This is a genomic window from Gordonia sp. OPL2 (genome assembly GCF_003797825.1).
GTDB lineage: Bacteria > Actinomycetota > Actinomycetes > Mycobacteriales > Mycobacteriaceae > Gordonia.
Genome location: NZ_RKME01000004.1, coordinates 13180 through 25114, shown reverse-complemented (window position 1 = coordinate 25114; position 11935 = coordinate 13180). Strand labels below are relative to the sequence as shown.

At 68.6% G+C, this 11935-nt stretch carries 13 protein-coding genes; 4 read left to right on the top strand and 9 right to left on the bottom strand.

The genetic code is table 11. The features are described from left to right. Positions 1-10: 10 nt before the first annotated feature. Positions 11-568, top strand: coding sequence for a ferritin (locus tag EEB19_RS05855; RefSeq protein ID WP_316245462.1), 558 nt, complete (start codon positions 11-13; stop codon positions 566-568). Between the two features lie 24 nt (positions 569-592). Here EEB19_RS05855 and EEB19_RS05850 read toward each other — a convergent pair whose 3' ends face one another. The 5 genes from EEB19_RS05850 to EEB19_RS05830 form a co-directional block, all read right to left on the bottom strand. Beyond that, positions 593-1579 (bottom strand): DUF5926 family protein, encoded by a 987-nt coding sequence (locus tag EEB19_RS05850; RefSeq protein ID WP_187584117.1) that lies wholly within the window; start codon positions 1577-1579, stop codon positions 593-595. Positions 1580-1651: 72 nt separating this feature from the next. Beyond that, entirely contained in the window at positions 1652-2443 is a 792-nt protein-coding gene (locus tag EEB19_RS05845; protein ID WP_187584115.1) for a glycerophosphodiester phosphodiesterase family protein, read from the bottom strand. Positions 2444-2456: 13 nt separating this feature from the next. Beyond that, a complete protein-coding gene (locus EEB19_RS05840) occupies positions 2457-3443 on the bottom strand; it encodes a DUF4328 domain-containing protein (RefSeq protein ID WP_316245461.1) in 987 nt (328 codons plus the stop codon). 86 nt (positions 3444-3529) lie between these two features. Continuing rightward, on the bottom strand, positions 3530-3862 hold the full coding sequence (locus EEB19_RS05835) for a rhodanese-like domain-containing protein (RefSeq protein ID WP_187584502.1): 333 nt from the start codon (positions 3860-3862) through the stop codon (positions 3530-3532). Between the two features lie 437 nt (positions 3863-4299). Then, the gene (locus EEB19_RS05830) at positions 4300-5172 is read right to left on the bottom strand and encodes a S49 family peptidase (RefSeq protein WP_187584111.1); all 873 of its coding nucleotides are present in this window, start codon (positions 5170-5172) and stop codon (positions 4300-4302) included. A gap of 52 nt (positions 5173-5224) precedes the next feature. On the opposite strand from EEB19_RS05830, the gene EEB19_RS05825 reads away from it, so the two are divergent. Next, positions 5225-5977, top strand: a complete 753-nt coding sequence (locus EEB19_RS05825; RefSeq protein WP_187584109.1) for a VOC family protein — start codon at positions 5225-5227, stop codon at positions 5975-5977. A 14-nt stretch (positions 5978-5991) separates the two neighbouring features. Here EEB19_RS05825 and EEB19_RS05820 read toward each other — a convergent pair whose 3' ends face one another. After that, the gene (locus tag EEB19_RS05820; protein WP_187584107.1) at positions 5992-7077 is read right to left on the bottom strand and encodes a winged helix DNA-binding domain-containing protein; all 1086 of its coding nucleotides are present in this window, start codon (positions 7075-7077) and stop codon (positions 5992-5994) included. A gap of 3 nt (positions 7078-7080) precedes the next feature. Next, positions 7081-7785 carry a peptide-methionine (S)-S-oxide reductase MsrA gene (gene msrA / locus EEB19_RS05815; RefSeq protein ID WP_187584105.1) on the bottom strand — a complete coding sequence of 235 codons (705 nt, stop codon included), beginning with the start codon at positions 7783-7785 and terminating at the stop codon, positions 7081-7083. A gap of 189 nt (positions 7786-7974) precedes the next feature. Between msrA and EEB19_RS05810 the strand changes: the two genes are divergently transcribed. Beyond that, positions 7975-8127, top strand: a complete 153-nt coding sequence (locus EEB19_RS05810) for a hypothetical protein (RefSeq protein ID WP_187584103.1) — start codon at positions 7975-7977, stop codon at positions 8125-8127. 182 nt (positions 8128-8309) lie between these two features. Beyond that, positions 8310-8939, top strand: coding sequence for a superoxide dismutase (locus EEB19_RS05805; protein WP_187584101.1), 630 nt, complete (start codon positions 8310-8312; stop codon positions 8937-8939). A 108-nt stretch (positions 8940-9047) separates the two neighbouring features. Here the strand turns inward: EEB19_RS05805 and EEB19_RS05800 are convergent, their stop codons facing one another. Together EEB19_RS05800 and EEB19_RS05795 are read right to left on the bottom strand one after the other, a co-directional pair. Further along, complete coding sequence (locus tag EEB19_RS05800; protein WP_187584099.1) at positions 9048-9797, bottom strand: energy-coupling factor transporter transmembrane protein EcfT; 750 nt, start codon at positions 9795-9797, stop codon at positions 9048-9050. Beyond that, positions 9794-11914: an ABC transporter ATP-binding protein gene (locus EEB19_RS05795; RefSeq protein ID WP_187584499.1), complete on the bottom strand. Its 2121-nt coding sequence runs from the start codon at positions 11912-11914 to the stop codon at positions 9794-9796. The genes EEB19_RS05800 and EEB19_RS05795 overlap by 4 nt, the downstream gene beginning before the upstream one ends. Positions 11915-11935 lie beyond the last annotated feature (21 nt).

Here is an 11935-nt window from a genome sequence, read left to right as displayed (position 1 = left end):
GATGGGCCGCATGACAGCAATCAGTGACCACACGACCGACCATTCCGTCTTCCACAAGTTGCTGCTGGACCAGATCGGCAACGAGTTCGCCGCCTCGCAGCAGTACATCGCCGTGGCCTTCTACTACGACAGCCACGACATGCCTCAGCTCGCCAAGCACTTCTATGCGCAGGCGGTCGAGGAACGCAACCACGCGATGATGATCGTGCAGTACTTCCTCGATCGCGACATCGAGGTCGAGATCCCCGGCGTCGCGGCTCCCCGGACCGAGTTCGAGGACTATCGGGCGCCGATCGAGCTCGCCCTCGCGCAGGAGAAGACCGTCACCGAGCAGATCGTCGACCTGGCCCGCGCCGCCCGCGACGGCGGCGACTACCTCGGCGAGCAGTTCATGCAGTGGTTCCTGGCCGAGCAGGTCGAGGAAGTCGCGACGATGACCACCCTGCAGACGATCGCCGAGCGCGCACAGGGCAACCTGTTCGATCTGGAGAACTTCGTCGAGCGCGAGGTCAATGTGTCGAAGGCGGCAGCCGCGACGCCGCCGGCCGCCGCGGGTGGCAACCTGTAGCAGCGCGCCGGCTCGCCGACGGCGTCAGCGCAGGGTGACCTGCCTGCCGCGGATGCCGTCGCGCGAGCGACGTTCGCTGCTGGTCAGGTCGGCGGTCACCGACAGCGCCTCGGTGAGCCACTCGTCGAACTGATCGAGCCCGGGATACCACTCCTCGTGGTGCAACTCGTTGTCGAGATCGAACACCGGGACCAGCAGCCCGTGGGTACGGAACGACCCGGCGAATCGTGAACCCTCGCCGAGCGTCAGCCGTCCCGCGGCGTGCAGGCGGGCCAGGGCGGTCATCAGGCCGTCCTCGGATTCCGGTCGTACCCAACGCAAGTGGGCCCGCTCGCCCGCGTCGACCCACCAGGGGGCGCCCGTTCCGCTCTTCGGGGTCAGGCGTGCCGTCGGCATGATCGAGTCGTTCGCACGCGCCAGCATGTCCGCGATCTCCGGCGGCACATCGGATCCCGGCGGGAACCACCAGGCGAAGTCGTCGTGGACGACGAGGTCGAGATCGGCATCGGCGACGAGCACGTCGGTCAGTACCACCTCGGTGTCACCGGGCTCGTACTCGTCGCCGGACGCGGCGTGGGAGGCCCACCTGAGCGCGTCGGCGATCTCGCCGGCCGCATCGTCGGGGTCCGGATCCGTCTGCACCGCGACGACGCCCTCGGGGCCGTTCGCCGCATCTCGCACGATCGCGCGCACCGCACCCGGCAGGATCGTCGCGAGCACGATGTCATTGCGCGTTCCGTCCGCGCGTGCGGCCGCAGGCGCCGGTGTGTCACCGGGTACCGCGGAGGTGAGAGTCGGCTCGGCAGCGCCGGGCTCGATGAGAGCGGGTGTGGCCGTGGCCGACGCGACGAAGGCGCGCAACGCGACCAGATCGCATTCCGCGGCGAGGCCGGCGAACGGGCGAGGCGGCGGCGCCATTGCGGCGAGCTGACGCTCCTTGCGTGCCGCCACCCGCTCGGCCCGGTTGCTCCCCGGCCGCGGACCACTGCCTCGTTTGCTCTTCTTCGCCATGGGTCCACCCTCTCACGACGGTCTGTGCCGTCGGCCAGAGGTCGGGGCCGCAAGCGGGGCGGCAGCGAGAGGTCAGTCGACGGTGACGAGCCAATCCCGCACCTTGGCGGGACGGTTCGTCGCCAGCCATCGCACGCCCAGGTCGGCGCACAGCTGCACGTCCACGAGTTCGTCGACCGTCCAGCAGTAGGTCACCCGCCCCGCTGCGGCGGCCCGATCGACGAGGTCCGGGTAATGGCGGAGGGTGTCGATGGACGGACCGATACCGGTGGCCCCGACGGCGGTGGCAGCACTGCCGCCCAGGACACGTGCGGTGTCGCCCAGAAGGATCGTGGGCAGCATCGGCGCATGCCGCCGGATCCGCCACACTCCGGCCGACGAGAACGAGATCACCACGGCGCGACTGTGATCCGCCGACGGCGGGCTCGCGACACCGAACTCCTGCAACAGACCGAGGAGCTTCTGCTCCACCAGACTGCCGTAGCGCACAGGATGTTTCGTCTCGACGAAGAGCCGCACCGGGCGCCGCCAGTCGAGGGTCAGGGTCAGCAATTCGCGCAGCGTCAGCACTGATGCCGGTTTCCCGGACGGATGCCAGCTGCCGAAGTCCAGGTCGCGCAGCTCCGCCAACGACATCTCGCTGACGATCCCGGTGCCGTCGGAGGTCCGGTCGATGGTGCGGTCGTGGATGCAGACGAGTTCGTGATCGCTCGTCAGGCGCACATCGCATTCGAGCCCGTCGGCCCCGCCGGCCAACGCCAGCTCGTAGGCGCCGAGTGTGTGTTCCGGCATCTCCTCGGAGGCGCCGCGGTGGGCGACCACCGCCGGTTTGCCCGAGCGCGAGACGTCCTCGATCCCCGTCATGCCCCAGATCCCGTCATGCGACCGCCACCCATCGCCGTGACGGTACTGGCTCCTCGACGGCAGCACCGAAGGCTGCCGTGAGCCGTCCGGCCAGCCAGTACGCGAACACAGCGGAACACGCAGAGCTGATCACGACGGCCGCCAGCCCGTTGGCGCCGGTCTGGATGGAACCGGACATCGTGGCGACCAGTCGGGTCACCAGCGCGAGCACCGCGAGCACGTTGACGATCGCCCACGCCACCCACATCCGGGTGAGCCGACGACGCGTCCGAACCGGATCGAGGTCGTCGCGCTGCACCGCCGCCTCGTGCAGCAGGAGGGCGGCACCGACGACGTTGACCAACGGTGTCGCGGCCAGCAACGCGATCTGCCAGCGCGGCCGCGGATCCCGCAGGTGGTGACGCCCATAAGCGTCGGCGCGGGTGACGATGGTCCATCGCGTGACGATCACCGTCGTGTACACATAGGCACCGAGCGAGAGGAGCCCGGCGAACACGACCAGCACCCAGGTGAATCCGTCGAGCCATCCGGGCACGGGCGTCGATCGGTTCACCACCAGCAGGATGTAGCGCGCCAGGTGCGCAACCGCCGCGAATCCCAGCGCGCCGGCCAACAGATGCAGCGCCTGCGTCACGGCCGCCGCCAGGATCTCGCCGCGAGTGCGCTGGTCACCATCCGCCTCGACGGGGGCATCGCGCAGACCCCACTGCGGGATGTAGACGTATCGCGGGATCGGACGCGGTCCGCCGACGACGAACGGCCGACGGGCCGGGATGGCCTCGGGCGGACGGCGCGCGATCCAGCGGACGTGCCGGCTCCGATACAGCCGGGCGCTGCGCGGTCCACCGACCGGCGGTGTCGAGGGCCGTGCTTGCGTCGGACCCGGTTGCGTCGGCGTGGAGTGGGTGCGCGCGGGTCCAGAGGCGTGCGGATCCGCGGCGACCGACGGCCGGTCGGGCACGGTCGCCGGGTCCTGGCCCAACAGGTCGGAGTCCAGCACCCGCAGCGGTCCACCGCATCGCGGACACTGCTCGCGTCCTGCGCGATGTGGCGCCTGGATTCGACACCTCGGACAGAGGTCGATCATCAGGAGCCGGTACTCCCGGTCTCGACCGGCTTGCCCTGTTCGAGCCAGGCGAGCATCCCGCCGCGCACACAGCTGCCCTCGTAGCCGAGCTGATCGAGGTATTGCAGGACCCGCATCGAGCGTCCGCTCGAATGACAGACGACCAGGAGCTCGGCATCGAGGTCGAGCTCCTCGATCCGTGCCGGCACGTCCCCCAGCGGGATGTGCAGCGCTCCCCGCACGTGTCCGTTGGCCCACTCATCGTCCTCGCGGACGTCGAGCAGGACCCGACCCGTCTCCTCGGTGAAGTCGTCCGGAAGTTCCGTCACCGGTACCTGCCGAATGTCGCCCATGCTCACGAATCCATGGTGGCACAGGCCGGTGGGCGACGGCGCGCGCTGTGTACAACCCGCATGAGCAGAACTCGGGCCGCCGCCGAATTGACACCGCATCCGGACCCGATCGAGCACTATGACGACCTGCATATAACTATCCACATGGCGATTTGCCAACCGGACACCGGGTGTGCATTCTCCACCTCAAGCTGTGGATGAGACTGTGGATAATGTGGACAACTCCGCACGTCGCGGTATGTTTCCTGTGATGGCCCTCACAGGGCCTGTGACCAGCGTCACCGATCTGGTTGACCAGCGGCGCAGAGAATTCAGAACAGTGCAGATGCACCTCACAGACAAAGGATTTTCTCGATCCTCACAACGCCTGTGGAGAACTTGGGGAGAACTGTGCACACCTGCGTGCCGAGGCGACTGTCACCCGGTCGGATGACGTGTCACCGCAGGTGCGTGACCACTCCGCGATCGAGTGCGGAGACGACGCCACTCACCACACGCTCGACGATCCCCTCGATGCCGACCTGGGCGGTGGTGTGCGCACCCAGCGGACCACCGACGAGACGTGCGAGAAGCGGCTTCGGTGTGTCGATCATCGTGATCTCGGCGTCGGGATAGCGTTCGGCGACGACCGACCGCATGACCCCGATCGCGTCGACCAGGCCGACCTCGAGTGCTCGGTTCCCGACCCAGACGTCTCCGCTGAAGAGCTCGTCGTCGGGGGCGTTCAACTTCTTCCCGCGACGTTGGCGGACCCAGCCGATGAAGGCCTCGTGCAGATGCGACTGCAGCGTCTGCAGCCACTCGACATCCTCGGGCCGCTCGGGGGAGAACGTGTCGAGGCGGGCCTTGTTCGAGCCCGAGGTGTACAGGCGCCGTTCGACGCCGAACCGGGTCAGGACATCCGACAGGCCGAACCCCGACGACACCACCCCGATGGACCCGATCATCGAGGTGTGCGCGGCGAAGATCTCGTCCGCGGCACAGGCGATCCAGTAACCGCCCGACGCGGCGACGTCCTCGCAGAACGCGAGCACCGGGACACCCTTCTCGGCCGACAGCTGACGGATCCGCTCGGCGATGTACTCCGACTGCGCCGGCGAACCACCCGGTGAGTTGATGACGACGACCACGGCTTTCACGTGCTCGGTACCGAAGGCCCGTTTCAGGACGGGCTCCACGGAGTCGGTGGTGATACCCGGACGACCCATGCCGCTCATCCCGATCGGACCGTCGAGGCGGACCACGGCCACCCGATCCGCCCGCGACCGAGACACCCGCTCGGTCACCTTTGTCCACGGTCCACTTGTCATGGGACGAGTCTAGTGGCCGCATTCGCGACGCCCGGGACTCTAGACTTTGCGCGTGCGGATCCGATGGCTCACGGCGTTCCTGGATTTTCCCTCCGCCCAGTTTGGCGCCGAGGTGACGTTCTGGCGCGCGATCGCCGGCAGCACGGTCTCACCACCTCGCGGCGACCACCGTGAATTCGCTTCACTGGAGCCGTTCAACGGGGATCCGCATCTTCGGGTGCAACGCATCGAGGACGGCCCGGGTGGCATCCACATCGACCTCCACGTCGACGACCCGGGCGTCGCGGCGCGGGAGGCGATCTCGCTGGGCGCGAGGGTGGTCCGTGATGCCGCCGGGCCCGCCTACCTGACGCTGGAGTCGCCGTCGGGCTTCGTGTTCTGTCTCGTGGCCTGGGAAGGGGAATCGGAACGGTCGCGTCCGATCCGGTGGCCCGGTGACACGATCAGCATCATCGATCAGGTGTGCATCGATGTCCCGCACTCCCAGTTCGACCGCGAGGTCGCGTTCTGGACCCGGCTCACGGGGCGCCCGACCGAGGCGACCAGCCGGCCGGAGTTGCTGCGCATCGCCCGCGATCCGGCGCTCGCCATCGGAATCCTGCTGCAGCGCAACGACGAATCCGACCCGTCACCGGTCGCGCGCGGCCACCTGGATCTGGCGGCGACGGCCGTCGAGGACGAGGTCGTCCGGCACGAGGACTGGGGCGCGCGGGTCGTCGAGCGCCTGCCGAACTGGACCGTGATGGCCGACCCGGTGGGTCGCCGGTACTGCATCACCGACCGCAATCCCCGGACCGGCGGGTGACCGGCCCTCGGGGATCACTGTGCGGTGTCGCAGAAGGCTTGTAGCCGTTCGACTTCGGCCGCCAGTTCGGATCGTTGTCGACGTGGCGGGTCGATCATCAGGTCGGTGACCACCCGGCCGTCGTCGAGCCGCCAGCTCCCGGCGAGGCGGCCGTCGAGCAGCACGAAGCCCGGCGAGCGGCCGTTCGGTGTGGCCAGGCTCCGGTAGCGGTCGTCGTCGGCGATGCGACGTCGGTCGGCCTGTGCGACAAGCACGTTGTCGAACGGTGCGAGCAGCCGGACCGGTGCCGGGGTGTCCTCGTCGATGATGTCGAGGCCCTCGAGGTCGAAGAGCCGCTCACCGTCGGGTCCGGCGAGTTCGGCGAGCTCCCAGTCCGCTTCCATCTCCGCCACCAGCGACCCGAGCCGGGTGAGTCCGGCCCAACTCTGGATGCCTTTCACCGTGGCCGGCCCGAAACCCCTGAGGTAGAGGCGGATCAGCTCCTTGCGCGCCTCGTCGCCGACGACGGCCGGCTCACCTGGACCCACCCAGTCGTCGAAGAGCTGATAGGTCGGCGCGGCCGACCCCTGCCAGAGCCCCCGGGGTGGGATCTGGACGAGCGGCAGGCCGCACCGCGCGACGGAAACCATCGTCGACGGGTTGTCGTCGGGGTGGCGGGCCGCGAGCGCACGACCGAGATCTGCGCCGGACATCGCTGTGCCCGAGAGTAATTCGGCCGCATCGGCGAGAATGTCGGTGGCCGCGGTGCGCGTGAGTCGTCGTTCGTGGATGGCAACCTCGGTGTCCAGCAGGGGCTGGGCGATCGGTCGTATCCACCGTGCGTCCTCCGCGTCGATCAGGAAGATGGTCGAACGCAGCAGCGCCACCCGGACGACCTCGCGATCGATGAGCAGCGCGTCGAGCTCACCCGGGTCGAAATCGGCCACGCGCGAGGCCAGCCCGAAGAACGGGGCCTTCGGCTCCTGTGCCTGTAGTCCCACACAGCGATCGAGGACGTCGATGGCGTCCTCGTCGGCTCGTTCGAGCAGATGCTGGCGGTGCAGGAGGGTCCGGTTCCACTGGCCGGTGGTGAGCTGACGGCGGCTGGTCGGGGCGGCCACCGCTCAGGCGGCCGGATAGTGCAGACCGGTGGACGCGTGGCAGCGATAACCGTTCGGATTCTTGGCCAAGTACTGCTGGTGATAGTCCTCGGCATAGTAGAAACGACCCGCGCCAGCGTCGGCGAGCGGCGCGATCTCGGTGGTGATCGGTCCGAGCCCGGCGTCGGCGACCACACCACCGAACGTCTCCGCCGTTGCCCGCGCGCGGTCGGCATCGTCGGCGGTCAGCGTGTAGATCGCCGAGCGGTACTGCGTCCCCACGTCGTTGCCCTGACGCATCTCCTGCGTCGGATCGTGCGACTCCCAGAAGATCGTGAGGATGCCCTCGAGATCGATGACCGCCGGGTCGAAAACGACCAGCACGGACTCGGTGTGCCCGGTCCGTGCGGTGCAGACCTCCTCGTAGGACGGGTTCGGCGTGTGGCCGCCTGCGTAGCCGACCGCCGTCGTGTAGACGCCGGGCACCTGCCAGAAGATCTCCTCGACACCCCAGAAGCACCCGCCCGCCAGGACGACAGCCGACAGGTTCCCGTCGAACTCACCGATGCCGGTACCCGCCGGGTCGTCGGTCCAGGTCATCGGGTGATGCAGCAGAAGGTGTTCGGCCGCCACCGGCACGGCGGCATCGCGACCGGGGAGCGCCTGATCCGCGTCGACGAGTCGACGCTTGTGGGATTGCCCGGAAAGAAGCTGGTCAAGCCATGACATGGCACCGATCGTACGCTCGCTCCCCGACCTCCCCGGGGTTGATGGATCTCCGGGAGTCTGCCTATCATGTCCCCCACGTCGAGGTTGTGACGGTTGTCACTCACGAGAATCGTCACGACGCGGCACAGCCGGTCCAGCAGTCCAGCCCGCGGTCGTCACGACCGCACTCAGCGACGACGAAGGGTGTCCATGGCAACGCATGCGAGTTCCGATCTCCGTCGGACCCTCGGGCCTCGACCGAGTACGCCGCGTGCGACCTACGACGTCCGATCCGCCTGCCTCGGCACGGCCGCCAGCATCGTCGGCCTGATCGTTCTCCTCATCGTCCTGATGGTGATCTGACCAGCCGTTCCGGCGATCCCCGCAGCGGTCAATACTTCAACCGCACTTGAAGTGGATTGTGCCGCAGTGTTTGCAATCCCCCATGAGGTGGGTAAGGGTGGAAGTACTCGCGTGACCGGCGTCGGAACGCCGCGGTTGTGCGCGCAGAGTGAGTAACGAGTTACACCTCAGAGAGGAATATCGTGGCTGAATACACCTTGCCGGATCTCCCGTACGACTACGCGGCGCTCGAGCCGCACATCTCCGGCAGGATCATGGAGCTCCATCACGACAAGCACCACGCGACCTACGTCAAGGGCGCCAACGACACCCTCGAGAAGCTGGCTGCGGCCCGTGACGACGAGAGCATCGCGGGCAAGGTCTACGGACTGTCGGCGACCCTGTCGTTCCACCTCGGTGGCCACACCAACCACTCGATCTTCTGGAAGAACCTGTCGCCCAACGGTGGTGACAAGCCCGAAGGTGACCTCGCGGCCGCCCTCGACGATCAGTTCGGCAGCTTCGACAAGTTCAAGGCACACTTCACCGCGGCGGCGACCACGCTGCAGGGCAGTGGCTGGGCGATCCTGGGTTACGACACCATCGGTGGAAACCTGGTCATCCTGCAGCTGACCGACCAGAGCGGGAACATCCCCGCCGCGATCATCCCGGTCGTCATGCTCGACATGTGGGAGCACGCCTTCTACCTCGACTACCAGAACGTCAAGCCGGATTACGTCAAGGCTTGGTGGAACGTGGTCAACTGGGCGGACGCGGCCGAGCGCTTCGCGACCGCCAAGAGCCAGGGCGCCGGACTCGTCGTCCCCGCCTGACGCCACTTCGCGTACGGCCTGCCCCCGTCTCTCCCGCACTCCGGGAGAAACGGGGGCAGAACTGTTTTCGCGGACGCCATCGGTTGTCGCGACCCACGTGTTGCGAGGTCAGAGCACAAGGGTCAGCGTTATCGCTGCGGCGCAGGCGATCCCGATGACGATCAGCGCCACCGCATCCATCCGCCCCGGCCGTGACGGGTAGGCGGTCAGCCGCCCGGTGCCGCCGCGTGCCGTGATCGCCTCGGCCATCTCGGAACTGCGGCGCAACGCGCTCGACATCGCCGCGGTGATCATGTCGACGACCCCCATCTCCGCGGCCGGGTGTCCGCTGCGCGCCGGAGCCGACGGCCGCAGCCGGTGGGCGGCCCGCAGCAGTCGCATCTCCTCGATCAGCAGTGGCAGACCCCGCAGGCACAGTGCGATCGCGACCGCCCACTCGTCGACGGGCAGCCGGAAGATCCGCAGCGGTCGCATCAAAGTGGCGATCGCCGGGGCGATCTCGGCCATCGGGGTCGTCCAGATCACCAGGATCGAACTGGCGACGAGCACCAGGCCCAGCGTGACCGCCCGCAGGTAGACGATGAGGGCCGCCGGCCCGAAGACGACGTTGAGAACACCGCCGGCGATGATCAGCCCCCAGAACCACCAGGGCGGGCGCGGGATGGCACCGAGCGGGATTCCCGCGACGACTGCCGTCAGCAGGACGATCGCCGCGACGAGTCCCAGCGCGGGCCACGACGGCAGAACCCACGTCATCACGCCGAGGGCCAGCACGATGATCAGTTTGGTCCCGGCCCACAGCCGGTGGACGAACGAGTTGCCGGGCACCTGCCGCAGCGGGACGGACTGCATGCTCATTCCCCTGCCTCCGGCGAGATGATCGGTCGAAACTGGTGCACGTCAACAACTCTCGTCTCGTCGATCGGTGGCGGCGGTGGATTCTGTGCCGTCGCCTCCCGCGGTGGCGCGTCGTGCGGCGGGGCCACCGTCGTGAGGGTGCCGTCGACCAACTGGACGCGACGGTCGACGACGGCGTCGAGGTCGCCGAGATCGTGCGAGATGATGACGATCGTCAGGCCGTCGGCGCGCAATCGTGCCAGCAGTTCGATGATCTCGGCACGGGCATACGGGTCGACCCCGGCGAGCGGTTCGTCGAGGATGAGGACCGTGGGTCGCCGCGCCACCAGTCCGGCGAGAACCACCCGTCGCATCTGCCCGCCGCTGAGCGAGTCGATCTGACGTGCCGCCATGTCGCGCCCAAGCCCCACCGCCTCGAGGGCGCGGGCCACCTCGGCGGTGCCGACACCGAGTCCTCCGGCAGACATGATCTCGTCGCCGACGGTCTGCTTCTGCAGTTGCAGACGCGCGTGCTGGAACGCGAGGGCCACGTCGCCGACCTGGTCGGACACCGGTGAGCCGCTGAGGTTCGCCGTTCCCGCGCTCGGCGAGATGAGGCCGGCCATGATCCACGCGAGCGTGGTCTTGCCCGATCCGTTCCCGCCGACGATGAGGATGCCGTCGCCGCGATGCACCGTCATCGAGATGTCGCGCACGGCGTCGACGGCCCACGGGGAACCGGGCAAATACGTGTGCCCGACGTCGTCGAGGACGAGAAGTGGTTCGCCCGATCGTCGGGCGGGTGCATGGCCGGCCGGGAGATGCGGTGCGGGCTCGGCCACCGAACCCGGGCGGGGAATCCACTGCGGCGGATGTGCGATGACGCGACCGTGGTCGAGGTGGATGATGCGATCGGCGGCGGCCGCCTCCGCGCCGCGGTGGGTGATCAGGACGACGGTCATGTTCCGGCGCGCGGGCAGTGCGGCGAGCAGGGTGAGCAATTCGTCGCGTCCGGCCGGGTCGACCATCGAGGTGACCTCGTCGGCGATGAGCAGCGCGGGTTCGCGCGCCAGCGCGGCAGCAATGGCGAGGCGCTGCTGCTGCCCGCCGGAGAGGTCCGACGTCTCGCGGCCGCCGAGCCCGGCGAGACCGACTTCGGCGAGCAGGCGCTCGACGTCGACCTCGACGTGCGGCGGCAGACCCCAGACGACGTCGTCGGCGACCCGTGAACCCAACATCTGGGTCTCCGGTCGCTGCAGCACCATCGCCGTACCGCCGTGCCGCCCGAGCCCGGCGGCACCCGGACGGTGCACGGTGCCGGCGGTCGGCACCCGCCCGGCGAGGATCTTCGCCAGCGTCGACTTGCCGGACCCGTTCGCGCCGACGACGGCCACGAACTCACCGGCCGCCAACGACACGCTCACGTCGTCGAGGACGAGCGGGCCACCGTCGCGATAGCGGAATCCGATACCGGAGAGAGTGAGCGGCAGGGGGCCGACAGGCGTGTCGTCGGCGGTCAGATCGCCGGCGTCGAGGGTGTCCTCGCTCGGGACGTCGGCGAGCCGGGCGATGACCCCGCCGAGCAGCCACCACGCCACCGCCAGCGACACCGCGGTGCCCAGCGCACCCGACACCCACATCCAGATCCACCACTGGTCGACCATGCTGTTGCCGAGCGTCTCGACCGAGTCGGCCACGCCCGACAGTGCAGGAACGCTGTCGAGGATCTTCACCAGTCCGCCGACGGTGTTGCCGAGTGCCTCCAGGGCCAGGGTGCGCAACGGCACCAGGATCAGCAGCACGAGAACCGACAATCCGCCGATGATCGGTGCGGCGATGATGCCGGCGACGGTGATCGTCCCGATGCCTCGACCACGACGCTTCGTGTCGCCGACGATCCCTCCGACCAGCGCGGATCCCAGAACGGTCGCGGCGGCACCGGTGCCGGCCATCGCAAAGCTGACACCGGTGGCGGCAACGGAGGCGGCGATGAGCGCACGCGGCCGGGTCCGGGCGGCGATCAATGCGAGCGGGACCGGGGCCAGCAGCCCGACGGCGGTGGCCAGGGGGATGACCGAGGCCACCACGATGGCCGCGACGGTCAGTCCGCCGAAGATCGCGATCGACGCCATCTCCATCGGACGCAGGGGTGCAGAACT